Below are 16,869 nucleotides of genomic sequence, written 5' to 3' on the forward strand. Positions count from 1 at the left end.
GCCGGCGACAGGGAAGGCGGAGCAGATGGCGGCACCCACCCCGGCCGTGCTCGTGCTCGAGGACGGCCGGTCGTTCCGCGGCGAGGCGTACGGCGCCGTCGGCGAGACGTTCGGCGAGGCGGTGTTCTCCACCGGGATGACCGGCTACCAGGAGACTCTGACGGACCCGTCCTACCACCGGCAGGTGGTCGTCATGACCGCCCCGCACGTGGGCAACACCGGGGTCAACGACGAGGACCCGGAGTCCCGGCGCATCTGGGTGTCCGGCTACGTCGTGCGCGACCCCTCCCGGGTCAGCTCGAACTGGCGGGCCCGCCGCAGCCTGGCCGACGAGCTGTCCGACTACGGCGTCGTCGGCATCCAGGGCATCGACACCCGCGCGCTGACCCGGCACCTGCGCGAGCGCGGGGCGATGCGGGTGGGCGTGTTCAGCGGGGAGGCGGCCGCCGCCGACCCCGACGCCCTGGTGCGGCGGGTGCTCGACAGCCCGCCGATGGAGGGCGCGGACCTCACCGACGAGGTCACCACCCGGGAGGCGTACGTGGTGCCCGCGATCGGGGAGCGCCGTTTCACCGTGGCCGCGGTCGACCTCGGCATCAAGCGGATGACGCCGCACCGGATGGCCGAGCGCGGCATCGAGGTGCACGTGCTCCCCGCGGGCACCACCGCGGACGAGCTCGCCGCCGTGGGCGCCGACGGGGTGTTCTTCTCCAACGGCCCCGGCGACCCGGCGACCGCGGACCGCGCCGTCACCCTGGTCCGGTCGGTGCTGGCCGCGGGAACCCCGCTGTTCGGCATCTGCTTCGGCAACCAGGTCCTCGGCCGCGCGCTCGGCTTCGGCACCTACAAGCTCAAGTACGGCCACCGGGGCATCAACCAGCCGGTGCAGGACCGCGCCACCGGCAAGGTGGAGGTCACTGCGCACAACCACGGCTTCGCCGTGGACGCGCCGCTGGACCGGGCGGTCGACACCCCGTACGGCCGGGTGGAGGTCAGCCACGTGTGCCTCAACGACCAGGTGGTCGAGGGGCTGCGCTGCCTGGACGCACCGGCGTTCAGCGTGCAGTACCACCCGGAGGCCGCGGCCGGCCCGCACGACGCCGCGTACCTGTTCGACCGGTTCGTCGACCTGATGGGGGGCGAGCGCTGATGCCGCGCCGCGAGGACCTGCGGTCGGTCCTGGTCATCGGGTCCGGCCCGATCGTGATCGGCCAGGCCTGCGAGTTCGACTACTCCGGCACCCAGGCCTGCCGGGTGCTGCGGGCCGAGGGGCTTCGCGTGGTGCTGGTCAACAGCAACCCGGCGACGATCATGACCGACCCCGAGTTCGCCGACGCCACCTACGTCGAGCCGATCACCCCGGAGATCGTCGAGAAGATCATCGCCAGGGAGCGGCCGGACGCGCTGCTGCCCACACTGGGCGGACAGACCGCGCTCAACACCGCCATGGCGCTGCACCGCGACGGCGTGCTCGAGCGCTACGGCGTGGAGCTCATCGGCGCCGACGTCGACGCGATCGAGCGCGGCGAGAACCGCGAGCTGTTCAAGGAGATCGTCGCCTCCATCGGAGCCGAGAGCGCCCGATCGGCCATCTGCCACACCATGGACGAGGTGCTCGCCGCCGTCGAGGACCTCGGCTACCCGGTGGTGGTGCGGCCCTCGTTCACCATGGGCGGCGCCGGCTCCGGGTTCGCCTACGACGAGGAGGACCTGCACCGGATCGCCGGCGCCGGGCTGCAGGCCAGCCCCACCACCGAGGTCCTGCTGGAGGAGTCGATCCTCGGCTGGAAGGAGTACGAGCTGGAGTTGATGCGCGACCGCAACGACAACGTGGTCGTCGTCTGCTCCATCGAGAACCTCGACCCGATGGGCGTGCACACCGGCGACTCGATCACCGTCGCACCCGCGCTCACGCTCACCGACCGCGAGTACCAGCGGCTGCGCGACATCGGCATCGACATCATCCGAGCCGTCGGGGTCGACACCGGCGGCTGCAACATCCAGTTCGCGGTCAACCCCGACGACGGCCGCATCATCGTCATCGAGATGAACCCCCGGGTGTCGCGGTCCTCCGCGCTGGCCTCGAAGGCCACCGGGTTCCCGATCGCGAAGATCGCCGCCCGGCTCGCCGTCGGCTACACCCTCGACGAGATCCCCAACGACATCACCCAGGAGACGCCGGCGTCGTTCGAGCCGACGCTGGACTACGTCGTGGTGAAGGTGCCGCGGTTCGCGTTCGAGAAGTTCCCGCAGGCCGACCCGGTCCTGACCACGACGATGAAGTCGGTCGGCGAGGCTATGGCCATCGGGCGCAACTTCACCGAGGCCCTGCAGAAGGCGCTGCGGTCGCTGGAGAAGAAGGACGCGACGTTCAGCTGGGCGGGGGACCGGGACGCGATCGACGTCGACGCGCTGGTCGAGCGGGTCCGCACCCCCTACGACGGACGGCTGCGCGACGTGCAGCGCGCGCTGTGGGCCGGGGCGTCGGTGGAGCGGCTGCACGAGGCGACCCGCATCGACCCGTGGTTCCTCGACCAGTTGCGCCTCATCGACGAGGTCGCCGAGCAGGTGGCCGCCGCCCGCGAGCTGTCCCCGGACCTGCTGCGGCTGGCCAAGCGGCACGGGTTCTCCGACAAGCAGCTCGGCGAGATCCGCGGCCTGCCGGAGAACGTCGTGCGCGGGGTCCGGCACGCCTTGGGCATTCGGCCGGTCTACAAGACCGTGGACACCTGCGCGGCCGAGTTCGCCGCGCGCACGCCCTACCACTACTCGTCGTACGACGAGGAGACGGAGGTGGAGGCCGGGGAGCGGGACAAGGTCCTCATCCTCGGCTCCGGGCCCAACCGGATCGGGCAGGGCATCGAGTTCGACTACTCCTGCGTGCACGCGTCCCTGACCCTGCGCGAGGCCGGGTTCGAGACCGTGATGGTCAACTGCAACCCGGAGACCGTGTCGACGGACTACGACACCTCCGACCGGCTCTACTTCGAGCCGCTGACGCTGGAGGACGTGCTCGAGGTCTACCACGCCGAGGCCGCCACCGGTCCGGTCGTCGGCGTCGTGGTGCAGCTCGGCGGGCAGACCCCGCTCGGCCTCGCCCAGGCGCTCAAGGACTCCGGCGTCCCGGTGGTGGGCACCAGCCCCGAGTCGATCCACCTGGCCGAGGAGCGCGGGGCGTTCGGCCGCGTGCTCGCGGCGGCCGGCCTGCCCGCACCCAAGCACGGCACGGCGTCGTCGTTCGCGGAGGCCGTCGGGATCGCCCATGAGATCGGCTACCCGGTGCTCGTGCGTCCCTCGTACGTCCTCGGCGGGCGAGGCATGGAGATCGTCTACGACGACGAGATGCTGGAGTCCTACCTCGAGCGCGCGACCGAGGTGAACCCCGAGCACCCGGTGCTGGTGGACCGCTTCCTCGACGACGCCATCGAGATCGACGTCGACGCGCTGTTCGACGGCGAGGAGCTGTTCCTCGGCGGCGTCATGGAGCACATCGAGGAGGCGGGCATCCACTCCGGTGACTCCGCCTGCGCTCTCCCGCCGATCACGTTGGGGCACGCGGAGATCGAGCGCATCCGTCGCTCGACCGAGGCGATCGCCCGCGGCGTCGGCGTGAAGGGACTGCTCAACGTGCAGTACGCCCTCGCCGGCGACGTGCTCTACGTGCTGGAGGCCAACCCGCGCGCGTCCCGCACCGTGCCGTTCGTGTCCAAGGCCACCGCCGTGCCCCTGGCGAAGGCGGCCGCCCGGGTGATGCTGGGCGCCACCATCGAGGAGCTGCGCCGCGAGGGCATGCTGCCGGCGCGCGGGGACGGTGGGACCCTGCCGATCGGCGCCCCGATCGCGGTGAAGGAGGCGGTGCTGCCGTTCGGTCGGTTCCACGGCGTCGACACCGTGCTCGGGCCGGAGATGCGGTCCACCGGCGAGGTGATGGGCATCGACCTGGAGTTCGGCACCGCCTACGCCAAGTCGCAGGCCGCGGCCTACAGCGGCGGGCTGCCGACGACCGGTCGGGCGTTCGTGTCGGTGGCCAACCGGGACAAGCGGTCCATGGTGTTCCCGGTCAAGCGGCTGGCCGACCTCGGCTTCGAGATCCTCGCCACCGCGGGGACCGCCGAGATCCTGCGCCGCAACGGCCTGAGGGCGGGACTGCTGCGCAAGCAGCGCCAGGGCCCCGGCGCCGACGGCACCCCCACGACCGTGCAGGCGATCCTCGCCGGTGACGTCGACCTCATCGTCAACACCCCGTTCGGCGTGGGCCCCCGCCTCGACGGCTATGAGATCCGCACCGCCGCGGTGGTCAAGGGCGTGCCGTGCATCACGACGGTCCAGGGCCTGGCGGCGGCGGTGCAGGGGATTGAGGCGTTGACCGCGGGCGACGTGGGCGTACGGTCCCTGCAGGAATACGCTGCCGACCTCGCCGCCCTGCGTGCGGCCGAGCCGGGAGACACGGGAGAGGTGGTCGGCTGATGCCGGTGCAGGTTCAGGGGGAGGTGCTGGGGCTTCGTCGGGCGGGGATGTACCACGTCATGACGATCACAGCCCCCGGGATCCCCGAGGCCACCCGACCCGGGCACTTCGTCGCCCTCGCCATCGGCGGGGAGGACACCGGGATGCTCCTGCGCCGCGCGTTCTCCATCCACCGGGTGCAGTCCCGGGGCGTCTACGGCGGCACCGTCGACATCGTCTTCTCGGTGCACGGCAAGGGAACCCGCTGGATGGCCGAGCGGCACCGGCACGACCCGATCGACGTGGTCGGGCCGCTCGGGCGCCCGTTCGCCCTGCCCCGCGAGCCGGTCACCTGCGTGCTCGTCGGCGGCGGCTACGGCTCGGCCCCGCTGTTCATGCTCGCCGAGCAGCTGCGCGCCCGCGGCTGCCGCGTCGACGTCGTCCTCGGCGCCTCGACCGAGGAGAAGATGTTCGGCGTCCTCGACGCCAAGCGGATGGCCGCGACGCTGACGCTCACGACCGAGGACGGCACCGTGGGGGAGCGCGGCCGGGTCACCGACGTGCTCCCGGGCGTCATGGACCGCGTGCGGGCGGACGTGGTCTACGCCTGCGGGCCGATGCCGATGCTGGCCTCGGTCGCCCGGATCGCCTCCGAGCGCGGCGCCTACAGCCAGTGCGCGGTCGAGGAGTCCATGGCCTGCGGCATCGGCGTGTGCATGACCTGCGTGCTCCCGGTCGTCGGCGACGACGGTGTCACCCGGATGCTGCGGTCCTGCGTCGACGGCCCGGTGTTCCGCGGCGACCGGGTCCGCTGGGACGACGTCGGTACCGTTCCCGTCGGGACCTGGGGCGGCCCGGAGCCGGAGGACGAGCGATGACCCGCGCCGTGATCTCCCGGACCCCTCGGCGCGAGCCGGAGGCGGTCCCCGACGTCGACATGTCCACCGACCTGGCCGGCGCGGTCCTGCCCAGCCCGGTGCTCACCGCCAGCGGCTGCGCCGCCGCGGGGCGGGAGCTGGACCAGTTCTTCGACATCACCTCGATCGGCGCCGTCGTCACCAAGAGCATCATGCTCAAGCCGCGCTCCGGCCGGCCCACGCCGCGGATGGCCGAGACGCCCAGCGGGATGCTCAACTCCATCGGCCTGCAGGGCCCGGGCATCGACGCGTTCATCGAGCGGGACCTGGCCTGGCTGCGCGACCGGGGTGCCCGGGCGGTGGTGTCCATCGCCGGTCACTCGGTGGACGAATACACCAAGCTCGCGCAGAAGCTGCGGCACGTCCCGGACATCGTCGCGATCGAGGTCAACATCTCCTGCCCGAACGTCGAGGACCGCGGCCAGGTGTTCGCCTGCGAGGCGGCCTCCTCCTCGGCCGTCATCTCCACCGTGCGGCGCAACACCGCCCCGGGCGTACCCGTCCTGGCCAAGCTGACGGCCGACGTCACCGACATCACCGAGATCGCCCGGGCCTGCGTGGACGCGGGCGCCGACGGGCTGTCCATGATCAACACCCTGCTCGGCATGGTCATCGACCACGACACCATGCGCCCGGTCGTCGCCGGGGTGACCGGCGGCCTGTCCGGGCCGGCGATCCGGCCGGTGGCCGTGCGCTGCGTGTGGGACGTCCGCGAGGCACTGCCGGACGTGCCGATCCTGGGGATGGGCGGGATCCGCACCGGGCTGGACGCGCTGGAGTTCCTGCTCGCGGGCGCCAGTGCGGTGTCGGTGGGCACCGCGGTGTTCCACGACCCGTCGGCCCCCGCACGGGTCCACCGCGAGCTGGCCGTGGCGCTGGCCCGGCGCGGCTTCGACTCGGTGGCCGAGGCGGTGTCGTACGCGCACCGTCCGGCCGACGTGGCCCCCGTGGGCGCGCCGGACGAGGACCGCCCGGACCCGCTCGGTGACGACCTGCTCGAGGAGGACGGGTGGTGACCGGCGGATGACCGGTGACGGGCGCGCCCCGGTCGCGGTCGCCCTCGACGCCCCCGACCTGGCCACCGCGACCCGCTGGGCCGGCGCGGTGGCACCGCACGTGTCCACCCTCAAGGTCGGGTTGGAGGCCTACCTGCGCGACGGCCGTGCCGCCGTGGCCGCCGCCCGCGACGCGGCCCGCGACGCCGGGGCACCGTGCGCGCTGTTCCTGGACCTGAAGCTGCACGACATCCCCGCGACCGTGGCCGGCGCCGCCCGTGCGGTCGCCGACCTCGAGCCGGACCTGCTCACCGTGCACGCGGCCGGGGGGCCGGCCATGGTCGAGGCGGCCGCCGCGGCGCTGCCGGGGACCCGGGTCACTGCCGTGACCGTGCTGACCTCGCTCGCCGCGGAGGACCTCGCGGCCATCGGGCTGGCCGGGCCGCCCGTCGACGCGGCCGTCCGGCTCGCGGTCCTGGCCGTGGGTGCCGGCGCCCGGGCGATCGTCTGCTCCCCCCAGGAGGTCGCCGCCATCCGTGCCGCGGTGGGTCCGGACGTCCTGCTGGTCACCCCCGGCGTGCGGCCGGCGGGCGGCGCGCTGGGCGACCAGCGCCGGGTCGCGACCCCCGAGCAGGCGCTGGCCGACGGCGCCGACCTCCTCGTGATCGGTCGCCCCATCACCGCTGACCCCGACCCCGCCGCGGCCGCCGGACGGATCGCGGCCGACCTCCGGGAGCGTGCCGGATGAGCCTGCCGCCGCTGACCCCCGAGCAGCGGAAGGCCGCGTTGGAGAAGGCCGCCGAGGCCCGCGTGGTCCGGGCCCGGGTGAAGAACCGGCTCAAGCACTCCGGCGCCTCCCTGGCCGACGTGATCCGCGACGGGCAGTCCGACGACGTCGTCGGGCGGATGCGGGTGACCGCGCTGCTGGAGTCCATGCCCGGCGTGGGCAAGGTCCGGGCCCGGCAGATCATGGAGCGTCTGGGCATCGCGGAGAGCCGGCGGGTCAGGGGCCTGGGCCCCCACCAGGTCGCCGCGCTCGAGCGCGAGTTCGCGCCGTGAGCCCCGCCGACGCCGGCGGCGCCCGGCTGGTCGTGCTGTCGGGGCCGAGCGGGGTGGGCAAGTCGACCGTCGTGGACTGGGTGCGCCGGCGGGAGCCGCGGCTGTGGGTGTCGGTGTCGGCCACGACCCGCCCGCCCCGGGCCGGTGACGTCGAGGGGGAGACGTACTTCTTCGTCAGCCGCGACCGCTTCGCCGCCATGGCCGAGGCCGGCGAGCTGCTGGAGTGGGCCGAGTTCGCGGGCCACCTGTACGGCACCCCGCGCGGCCCGGTGGAGCAGCGGCTGGCCGCGGGCACCCCGGTGCTGCTGGAGATCGAGCTGCAGGGGGCCCGCCAGGTGCGCGCCGCGGTGCCCGACGCGCTGCTGGTCTTCCTGGCGCCCCCGTCGTGGGACGAACTGGTCCGCCGGCTGGTCGGCCGGGGCACCGAGGAGCCGGACGTCGTGGAGCGCCGGCTGGCCGCCGCGCGGGTCGAGCTGGCGGCCGAGCCGGAGTTCGACCGGACCGTGGTGAACTCGTCGGTCGAGGAGGCCGGCGAAGCCTTGCTAGCATTACTGGGTTCTCCCTGACCCCTTCCGGAAGGCCCTGGGTATCCCCGTGTCCGGCTCCACCCGCCCCGAGGGCATCACGCATCCCGCGATCGACGACCTGCTGACCAAGACCGACTCGAAGTACTCGCTGGTCATCTACGCCGCCAAGCGCGCGCGCCAGATCAACGCGTACTACTCCCAGCTCGGGGAGGGCCTGCTGGAGTACGTCGGACCGCTGGTCGAGACCCACGTGCAGGAGAAGCCTCTCTCGATCGCGCTGCGCGAGATCGACGCAGAGCTGCTGACCTCCGAGCCCGTCGAGGAGACGACCCCCTGAGCGAGGGGCCGCCGCCCCCGCCGCCGCGCGTCCTCCTCGGGGTCGCCGGCGGCATCGCCGCGTACAAGGCCTGCACGCTGCTGCGCCTGCTCGCCGAGTCCGGCCTGGACGTCACCGTCGTCCCCACCCGCGCCGCGCTGAACTTCGTCGGCGAGGCCACCTGGGCCGCCCTGTCCGGCCGCCCGGTGGCGACCGAGGTCTGGGAGTCCGTGCACGAGGTCCCGCACGTGCGCCTCGGCCGCGAGGCCGACCTCGTGGTGGTCGCCCCCGCCACCGCCGACCTGCTGGCCCGCGCCGCCCACGGGATGGCCGACGACCTGCTCACGTCCGTGCTGCTGACCGCCCGGTGCCCGGTCGTCCTGGCGCCGGCCATGCACACCGAGATGTGGGAGCACCCGGCCACCCGGGCCAACGTGGCCCTGCTGCGCGAGCGCGGCGTGGTCGTGCTCGACCCCGCGGTGGGCCGGCTCACCGGCGCCGACTCCGGGCCGGGCCGGCTGCCCGAGCCCGAGGCGATCGCTGCGGTGGCCCGGCACGCCCTGGCCCGCGGCCGCCGCGGACTGCCCGCGGACCTGGTCGGCCGCACCGTCGTGGTGTCCGCCGGCGGGACCCGGGAGCCGCTGGACCCGGTGCGGTTCCTCGGCAACCGGTCCAGCGGCCGCCAGGGCTGGGCGCTCGCCTCGACCGCGGCCGCCCGCGGGGCCCGCGTCGTCGTGGTCGCCGCCAACGTCGACCAGCCCGACCCCGCGGGTGCCGAGGTGACCCGGGTCGAGACCGCCGCCGAGCTCGCCGAGGCGGTGCACAAGGCCGCGCAGGATGCCGACGCGGTGGTGATGGCCGCGGCCGTGGCCGACTTCCGGCCCGCCGCCTACGCCGCCGACAAGATCAAGAAGTCGGAGTCCGGCGAGCCCGACCCGCTGGTCCTGCAGCGCACCGAGGACGTGCTCGCCGGGCTGGTCGCGGACCGGTCCGCAACCGGGCGCACCACTCCCGTCATCGTCGGGTTCGCGGCCGAGACCGGTGACTCGGGCGGCTCGGTGCTCGACCACGGCCGGGCGAAGCTGGCCCGCAAGGGCTGCGACCTGCTCGTCGTCAACGAGGTCGGGGGCGGCAAGGCCTTCGGCACGCCGGACAACGCGGCGGTGATCCTGGCGTCGGACGGGTCGGCGACCGAGGTGCCGCTCGGACCGAAGGAGTCCCTGGCCGACGCGGTGTGGGACGCGGTGGTCGCCCGCTGGGCCGACGACGCCGCCACCGGCTGACGCCGCCGCCACCGGCTGACGCCCCGGGCCGCCCGCCCGCGGCCGCGGGCTAGACTCGCGCGACGCCCGTCCGCACCACCGCCAGGGGAGAAGCGTGTCCCATCGCCTGTTCACGTCCGAGTCGGTCACCGAGGGCCACCCGGACAAGATGGCCGACCAGATCAGCGACGCCATCCTCGACGACCTGCTCGCCCAGGACCCGTCCAGCCGGGTCGCCGTGGAGACCATGCTGACCACCGGTCAGGTGCACGTGGCGGGCGAGGTCACCACCTCCGGCTTCGCCGACGTGATGCAGCTGGTCCGCGACGTCGTCCTGACCATCGGCTACGACTCGTCGGTCAAGGGCTTCGACGGGGAGTCCTGCGGCATCTCGGTGTCCATCGGCAAGCAGTCGCCCGACATCGCGCAGGGCGTCGACGACGCGATCGAGGAGCGGGTCGGGCACAGCGCCGACCCGATCGACCGCCAGGGCGCCGGCGACCAGGGCCTGATGTTCGGCTACGCCTGCGACGACACCCCCACCCTGATGCCGCTGCCCATCTCGCTGGCCCACCGGCTGGCCGAGCGGTTGTCCGCGGTGCGCAAGGACGGCACCGTCCCGTACCTGCGGCCGGACGGCAAGACCCAGGTGACCATCGAGTTCGACGAGGACAACCGCCCGGTGCGGCTCGACACCGTCGTGGTGTCGACGCAGCACGCCAAGGACATCAGCCTGGACAACATGCTCACCCCGGACGTCCGCAAGCACGTCGTGGACCCGATCGTGGAGGAGCTCGAGCTCGACACCTCCGACTACCGGCTGTTCGTCAACCCCACCGGCCGGTTCGAGATCGGCGGCCCGATGGGCGACGCCGGGCTCACCGGGCGCAAGATCATCGTGGACACCTACGGCGGTTTCGCCCGGCACGGCGGCGGCGCCTTCTCCGGCAAGGACCCGTCGAAGGTGGACCGGTCCGCGGCCTACGCGATGCGCTGGGTGGCCAAGAACGTCGTCGCCGCCGGCCTGGCGACCCGCTGCGAGGTGCAGGTGGCGTACGCCATCGGCAAGGCGCACCCGGTGGGGCTGTTCGTGGAGACCTTCGGCACCGGCGTCGTGCCGGACGCCCACGTGGAGCAGGCGGTGCGGGAGGTCTTCGACCTGCGGCCCGCGGCGATCATCCGCGACCTGGACCTCAAGCGCCCGATCTACCGGCAGACCGCCGCGTACGGCCACTTCGGCCGCGAGCTGCCGGAGTTCACCTGGGAGCGCGCGGACCGGGTCGAGGCGCTGCGCTCCGCCGCCGGGCTCTGACCAGGGGGTCCGCACCTGGAGCTGCGAACGCCGCGGCTGCTGCTGCGGTCCTGGCGTGACGACGACCGCGAGCCGTTCGCGCGGCTGAACGCCGACCCCCGGGTCTGGCGGTGGCTCGGCGGCCCGGTGGACCGGGTGTCCAGCGACGCGCTGGTGGACCGTTTCACCGAGCAAGAGCGGCGCCACGGGTTCACCGGCTGGGCGGTCGAGGTGGTCGACGACGACGGCCGAGCCGCGCCGATCGTCGGGTTCACCGGGCTGGTGGTGCCGCGGTTCGCGCCGCCGTTCGCGCACCGTGCCGACCCGCTGGTCGAGGTGGGCTGGCGGCTGGACCCCGCCTGGTGGGGGCGCGGGATCGCCACCGAGGCCGCGGCCGCGGCGCTCGCGTACGCCGTCGACGGCGCCGGACTGCCCGAGGTGGTGTCGTTCACGACCGCCGGCAACCGCGCGTCACGGGCGGTGATGGAGCGGGTCGGGCTGGTGCACGACCCCGCGGGGGACTTCGACCACCCGGCGCTGCCCCCGGACCACCCGCTGCGCCCGCACGTCCTCTACCGCACCCCCGGAGTCACCACCCCCTAGCCGCACCCCCGCCCCCTGACCGCACCCCTCACACCGCGACGGAATGAGTCCCCACGTTGCTTGGAGCTCGAAATTCGGGCCCCAAGCAACGCCTGGACTCATTCCGTCGGGGAAAGCAGGGGGGGTCGGGACCGGGGCGGTGCCCGGGCTGGGGTGGGTCGGGGGAGCGGTCAGGCGTGGGCAGCGGCCAGGCGGCCGCCGGCGGCGGCGAGCTCGCGCAGCGAGTCCGGCGGGGTGAAGCGGGCGCCGTACGCCGCGGCCAGCTCGTCGGCCCGGGCCACGTAGCCGGCGACCCCGCGGGACCCGTCGGCGCCCTCGTACCCGTCGACGTACTGCAGCGCGCCACCGGTCCACGGGGGGAACCCGATGCCGAGGATGGAGCCGACGTTGCCGTCGGCCACGGTGCGCAGGACGCCCTCGTCCAGGCAGCGCACCGCCTCCAGCGACATCGCGAACAGCAGCCGCTCCTGGATGTCGCGGACCGGGATCTGCCCGGCCGCCGGCGGGAACAGCTCGGCCAGACCGGTCCAGATCACCCTCCCGCCGCCCTCGGGGTAGTCGTAGAACCCGGCCCCGGTGGAGCGCCCCACCCGGCCGGTCTCGACCATCGCCGCGAGCACGGCGTCCCCGGGCGCCGGACCGGGGTCCCGGCCCTCCGCCGCGAGCTCGGCCCGGGTGGTGTCGGAGATCCGCTTGTTCAGCGTCAGCGTGAGCTCGTCCACCAGCTGCAGCACGCCCACCGGGAACCCGGCCTGGGTGGCGGCGCGCTCCAGGGTCATCGGGTCGACGCCCTCGCCCAGCATCGCCAGGCCCTCGTGCACCATCATCCCGATGTCGCGGCTGGTGAAGAAGCCGCGGCTGTCGTTGACGACGATCGGCACCTTGCCGATCTGCTGCACGACGTCGAAGGCCCGCGCCAGCGCGGCGTCGGACGTCTTCTCGCCCACGATGATCTCGACCAGCTGCATCTTGTCCACGGGTGAGAAGAAGTGCAGTCCGATGAAGTCCTCGGGCCGGGTCACCCCGCCCGCCAGCCCGGTGATCGGCAGCGTCGAGGTGTTGGACGCCAGCAGCGCGTCGCCGGCCAGCAGCGGCTCGGCCTCCGCGTAGACCGACGTCTTCAGCGATGGGTCCTCGAACACCGCCTCCACCATCAGGTCGCACCCGGCGATCGCGGCGTAGTCGTCGGTGGGCGTGATGCGCGCGAGGGTCTCGTCGCGCTGCGCCTCGGTGATCCGCCCGCGGGACACCGCCTTGTCGAGCAGCTTCTGCGAGTACGACTTCCCGCGCTCGGCCGCCTCCAGGCTGACGTCCTTGAGGACCACGTCGACGCCCTTGCGGGCGAACGCGTAGGCGATCCCCGCGCCCATCATCCCGGCGCCGATCACCGCGACCCGGGTGGCCCGCCACCGCTCCGGCCCCTGCGGCCGGCTGCCGCCGGACTTGATCCGCTGCATGTCGAAGAACAGCCCGGTGATCATGTTCTTGGCGATCTGGCCCGTGACCAGCTCGGTGAAGTAGCGCGACTCGATCCGGTGCGCGGTGTCCACGTCGACCTGGGCGCCCTCGACCGCCGCGGCCATGATCGCCCGCGGGGCCGGGTACGGGGCGCCCTTGAGCTGCTTGACCAGGGTGGCGGGGAACGCGGGCAGCATCATCGCCAGCGCCGGGGTGGACGGCGTGCCGCCGGGGATCTTGTAGCCCTTGCGGTCGAACGGCTGCACCGGCTCGGGCCCGGTGGCGATCCACGCCTTCGCGGCGTCGAGCAGCTGGTCGGGGGACCCGACCAGCTCGTCCACGATGCCGAGCTCCAGCGCCTTGCGGGGCGCGATGTTGCGACCCTGCAGCAACACCTCGGTCAGGGCCTTCTGCAGGCCGAGCATCCGGACCAGCCGGACGATGCCGCCGCCGCCGGGCAGCAGCCCGAGCTGCACCTCCGGCTGGCCGAGGGCGATCTTCGGGTCGTCGACGACGATGCGGCGGTGGCAGGACAGCGCCAGCTCCAGCCCACCGCCCAGGGCGGTGCCGTTGATGGCGGCGACCACGGGGACGCCCAGGGTCTCCAGCCGGCGCAGCAGCGCCTTGAGCTCGGTGATGTGCGCGAAGAACGCGGCCGCGTCGTCCACGGCCAGCAGCTCGTTGAGGTCGCCGCCGGCGAAGAACGTCGACTTGGCGGAGGTGATGACGACTCCGCGCAGGGAGTCCTTCTGCTCGTCCAGCCGCTGCAGCACCTCGGCGAGGGCGAGACCGAAGGCCTCGTTCATGGTGTTCACGGACTTGCCCGGCTCGTCGAGCGTGAGGACGACGATGCCGTCCTCCTCGGTCCACCGGATGTAGGCGGGGGCGGGGGTCTCGGTCATGGGGTCGTGGCTCCCGGGGTCGGGGGTGGTCGGAGGGGTCGGGGGGAGCGCGCCGGTCACAGCCGCTCGACGACGGTGGCGATGCCCATCCCGCCGCCGACGCACAGCGTCGCCAGGCCGTAGCGCAGGTCGCGGCGCTCGAGCTCGTCGACCAGGGTGCCGAGGATCATGGCGCCGGTCGCGCCGAGGGGGTGGCCCATGGCGATGGCGCCGCCGTTGACGTTGACCTTCTCCTCGGGCAGCCAGAGGTCGCGCACGAACCGCAGCACGACGGCGGCGAACGCCTCGTTGATCTCGACCAGGTCGATGTCGTCCGCGGTGAGGCCCGCCTTGGCCAGCGCCTTGCGGCTGGCCGGCGCGGGGCCGGTGAGCATGATGGTCGGCTCGGAGCCGCTCACGGCGGCGGACACGATCCGGGCCCGCGGGGTCAGGCCGAGGTCCTTGCCGACCTGCTCGGAGCCGATGGCCACCAGCGCCGCGCCGTCGACGATGCCGGAGGAGTTGCCGGCGGTGTGCACGTGGTCGATCGCGGGCACCGACGGGTACTTCTGCAGCGCGACGAAGTCGAAGCCGCCCATGTCGCCGATGGTGGCGAACGACGACGGCAGCGCGGCCAGCCCCTCCGGGGTGGTGTCGGGGCGGATGTGCTCGTCCCGGTCGAGCACCATCAGCCCGTTGCGGTCGAGCACCGGGATGACGGAGCGGTCGAACGCGCCGTCCGCCCAGGCCTTCGCCGCGAGCGTCTGCGACCGCAGTGCGTACGCGTCGACGTCGTCGCGGGTGAAGCCCTCGATGGTCGCGATCAGGTCCGCTCCGATGCCCTGCGGCACGAAGGAGGTCTGCAGGTTGGTCTCCGGGTCCATCGCCCAGGCCCCGCCGTCGCTGCCCATCGGAACGCGGCTCATCGACTCCACTCCGCCGGCGAGGATCAGGTCCTCCCAGCCGGAGCGGACCCGGGCGGCGGCCTGGTTGACGGCCTCCAGGCCGGAGGCGCAGAACCGGTTGAGCTGCACCCCCGACACCACGTCGGGCAGGCCGGCGGCCAGCGCCGCGGCCTTGGCGATGTCGCCGCCCTGGTCGCCGATCGGGGAGACCACGCCGAGGACGAGGTCGTCGATCCGCTCGGGGTCGAGGGAGGGGTTGCGCCGCTGGATCTCGTGCAGCAGGCCCTCGACGAGGGTGACCGGCTTCACCTCGTACAGCGAGCCGGACTTCTTCCCGCGCCCGCGGGGGGTGCGGATCGCGTCGTAGAGGTACGCGTCGGTGGTCACGGGACGTCCTTCCGGGAACGGGTTCGGGGGCGTGGGGAGGTCGAGCCGGAGGTGCATCCGGCCAGGCCGAGGCAGAAGCCGACGTACTGGTCGGCCAGCCCGGCCGGGTCCAACGGGCCGTCGGGGCGGTACCAGGTGGCCACCCCCAGGCACAGGGTGAGCACGGCGCGCGTGACGTCGTCGGTGGGCTGCGCGCCGGCGAACGCGCCGGCCGCCTGCCCGTCGGCGATCGCGTCGGCGAACAGCGCCTGCTGCTCGTCGCGCAGGGCGACGTAGCGCCGCCAGTTGTCCGGCTCGAGGTAGCGCGCCTCGGCCTGCAGCACCGCGAGCTCGCGGTGCTCGGCCATGAAGCCCACCAGGGTCCGGACCAGGCCGGACAGCCGGGCGACCGGGTCGTCGCCGGCCGCCTCGACCGCGGCCTTGCTGCGGTCCAGCAGGTCCGCCACCGAGCCCTCCATCAGGGCGCGCAGCAGGTCCTGCTTGCTGGCGTGGTGGTGGTACATCCCCGGCACGCTCAGTCCCGCGCGCGCGGCGATGTCGCGTACGGAGGCCCCGTGGTAGCCGTGCTCGGCGAACGCGGCGGCGGCCGCCGACAGCACCGGCGTCAGTGCCGGCTCCGCGGTTGCGGGAGCGGTCACAGGCCCATCGCCTGCGCGATGATCACCTTCATGATCTCGCTGGTGCCGCCGTAGATCCGCGTCACGCGGGCGTCGGCGTACATCTTCGCGATGGGGTACTCCTGCATGTAGCCGTAGCCTCCGAACAGCTGCAGGCAGCGGTCCATGACCCGGCCCTGCAGCTCGGTGGTGAACAGCTTGAGCTTCGCGGCGTCGGCCGCGGTCAGCCGCTTCGCGTCGAGCTCGACGATGCCCTTGTCCACCATCGCCTGCGCGGCCTCGACCTCCGCGGCCATCGACGCGAGCTCGAACTTGGTGTTCTGGAACGACGCGATCGGCTTGCCGAAGGCGTGCCGCTCGTGGACGTACGCCACTGTCCGCTCGATCGCGGCCTGCGACGCGGCGACGGCGCCGACGGCGATGGACAGGCGCTCCTGCGGCAGGTTCATCGTGAGGTACTCGAACCCCTTGCCCTCCTCGCCGAGCAGGTTCGTCACCGGCACCCGTACGTCGTCGAAGAACAGCTCCGCGGTGTCGGTGGCCCACATGCCGAGCTTGTGCAGCTTGCGGCTGTGGTCGTAGCCGGGCGTGCCGTCCTCGACCACGAGCAGGCTCAGCCCGCCGCGCCGGTCGTCGGCCTTGCCGGTGCGGACCACGACGACGGCCAGGTCGGCGTTGACCCCGCCGGTGATGAACGTCTTGGCGCCGTTGACCACGTAGTGGTCGCCGTCGCGCACGGCGGTCGTGGAGATGCCGGCCAGGTCCGAGCCGGTGCCGGGCTCGGTCATGCCGATGCAGGTGACCAGGTCGCCGGAGGCGATGCCGGGGAACCAGCGGTCGCGCTGCTCGGGCGTGGCCAGCTCCAGCAGGTACGGCACCACGATGTCCAGGTGCAGCCCGATGCCGCCGAGGTGGACCGGGAGCCGGGCCAGCTCCTCGTCCAGGATCGCGTTGAAGCGGAAGGTCTCCTCGCCGCCGCCGCCGTACTCCTCGGGGATCTGGATGCCGGTGGCCCCGAGTGCGCCGAGCTGGCGGTAGAGGTCCTTGGGGGCGATCCCGGCCTCCTCCCACTCGGCCAGGTGCGGCTCGATCTCCTTCTCGCAGAACGTGCGCACGACGGCGCGGTACTCGTCCTGCTCGGGGGTGAAGAGGTCACGCAGCATCGACGGCTCCTGGGTCCGGGAGGGGGAGGTGACCCCCACTCT

The 16,869-nt window shown here is 73.4% G+C and carries 15 protein-coding genes; 11 read left to right on the plus strand and 4 right to left on the minus strand.

The genetic code is table 11. The features are described from left to right. Nucleotides 1–25 precede the first annotated feature (25 nt). From carA to R2737_05255, 11 genes are all read left to right on the plus strand, one after another. A complete protein-coding gene (gene carA, locus R2737_05205) occupies nt 26–1,150 on the plus strand; it encodes a glutamine-hydrolyzing carbamoyl-phosphate synthase small subunit (protein MEZ5115651.1) in 1,125 nt (374 codons plus the stop codon). After that, the gene (gene carB / locus R2737_05210) at nt 1,150–4,467 is read left to right on the plus strand and encodes a carbamoyl-phosphate synthase large subunit (protein ID MEZ5115652.1); all 3,318 of its coding nucleotides are present in this window, start codon (nt 1,150–1,152) and stop codon (nt 4,465–4,467) included. The genes carA and carB overlap by 1 nt, the downstream gene beginning before the upstream one ends. Continuing rightward, a complete protein-coding gene (locus R2737_05215) occupies nt 4,467–5,324 on the plus strand; it encodes a dihydroorotate dehydrogenase electron transfer subunit (GenBank protein ID MEZ5115653.1) in 858 nt (285 codons plus the stop codon). The genes carB and R2737_05215 overlap by 1 nt, the downstream gene beginning before the upstream one ends. Further along, nucleotides 5,321–6,379 (plus strand): dihydroorotate dehydrogenase, encoded by a 1,059-nt coding sequence (locus tag R2737_05220; GenBank protein ID MEZ5115654.1) that lies wholly within the window; start codon nt 5,321–5,323, stop codon nt 6,377–6,379. Before R2737_05215 ends, R2737_05220 begins: the two co-directional genes overlap by 4 nt. 7 nt (nt 6,380–6,386) lie before the next feature. After that, nucleotides 6,387–7,106 carry an orotidine-5'-phosphate decarboxylase gene (gene pyrF / locus R2737_05225; protein ID MEZ5115655.1) on the plus strand — a complete coding sequence of 240 codons (720 nt, stop codon included), beginning with the start codon at nt 6,387–6,389 and terminating at the stop codon, nt 7,104–7,106. Next, on the plus strand, nt 7,103–7,417 hold the full coding sequence (gene mihF / locus R2737_05230) for an integration host factor, actinobacterial type (GenBank protein MEZ5115656.1): 315 nt from the start codon (nt 7,103–7,105) through the stop codon (nt 7,415–7,417). The genes pyrF and mihF overlap by 4 nt, the downstream gene beginning before the upstream one ends. After that, the gene (gene gmk / locus R2737_05235; protein MEZ5115657.1) at nt 7,414–7,983 is read left to right on the plus strand and encodes a guanylate kinase; all 570 of its coding nucleotides are present in this window, start codon (nt 7,414–7,416) and stop codon (nt 7,981–7,983) included. The genes mihF and gmk overlap by 4 nt, the downstream gene beginning before the upstream one ends. Before the next feature lie 28 nt (nt 7,984–8,011). Then, nucleotides 8,012–8,281 (plus strand): DNA-directed RNA polymerase subunit omega, encoded by a 270-nt coding sequence (rpoZ, locus tag R2737_05240; protein MEZ5115658.1) that lies wholly within the window; start codon nt 8,012–8,014, stop codon nt 8,279–8,281. Continuing rightward, nucleotides 8,278–9,543 carry a bifunctional phosphopantothenoylcysteine decarboxylase/phosphopantothenate--cysteine ligase CoaBC gene (gene coaBC / locus R2737_05245; protein MEZ5115659.1) on the plus strand — a complete coding sequence of 422 codons (1,266 nt, stop codon included), beginning with the start codon at nt 8,278–8,280 and terminating at the stop codon, nt 9,541–9,543. The genes rpoZ and coaBC overlap by 4 nt, the downstream gene beginning before the upstream one ends. A gap of 94 nt (nt 9,544–9,637) precedes the next feature. Then, nucleotides 9,638–10,834 carry a methionine adenosyltransferase gene (gene metK, locus R2737_05250; GenBank protein ID MEZ5115660.1) on the plus strand — a complete coding sequence of 399 codons (1,197 nt, stop codon included), beginning with the start codon at nt 9,638–9,640 and terminating at the stop codon, nt 10,832–10,834. A 42-nt stretch (nt 10,835–10,876) separates the two neighbouring features. Then, nucleotides 10,877–11,416, plus strand: a complete 540-nt coding sequence (locus R2737_05255; GenBank protein ID MEZ5115661.1) for a GNAT family N-acetyltransferase — start codon at nt 10,877–10,879, stop codon at nt 11,414–11,416. Between the two features lie 170 nt (nt 11,417–11,586). On the opposite strand, the gene R2737_05260 is transcribed toward R2737_05255, so the two are convergent. The 4 genes from R2737_05260 to R2737_05275 are packed head-to-tail and all read right to left on the minus strand — an operon-like array spanning nt 11,587 to nt 16,827. Further along, nucleotides 11,587–13,776, minus strand: coding sequence for a 3-hydroxyacyl-CoA dehydrogenase NAD-binding domain-containing protein (locus R2737_05260; GenBank protein MEZ5115662.1), 2,190 nt, complete (start codon nt 13,774–13,776; stop codon nt 11,587–11,589). Between the two features lie 56 nt (nt 13,777–13,832). Beyond that, entirely contained in the window at nt 13,833–15,047 is a 1,215-nt protein-coding gene (locus R2737_05265; GenBank protein MEZ5115663.1) for an acetyl-CoA C-acetyltransferase, read from the minus strand. Next, entirely contained in the window at nt 15,044–15,685 is a 642-nt protein-coding gene (locus tag R2737_05270; protein MEZ5115664.1) for a TetR/AcrR family transcriptional regulator, read from the minus strand. Before R2737_05270 ends, R2737_05265 begins: the two co-directional genes overlap by 4 nt. Then, nucleotides 15,682–16,827 (minus strand): acyl-CoA dehydrogenase family protein, encoded by a 1,146-nt coding sequence (locus R2737_05275; protein MEZ5115665.1) that lies wholly within the window; start codon nt 16,825–16,827, stop codon nt 15,682–15,684. Before R2737_05275 ends, R2737_05270 begins: the two co-directional genes overlap by 4 nt. Between the last annotated feature and the right edge of the window lie 42 nt (nt 16,828–16,869).

It is taken from the genome of Candidatus Nanopelagicales bacterium (genome assembly GCA_041393815.1).
Taxonomy (GTDB): Bacteria; Actinomycetota; Actinomycetes; order S36-B12; family JAWKJK01; genus JAWKJK01.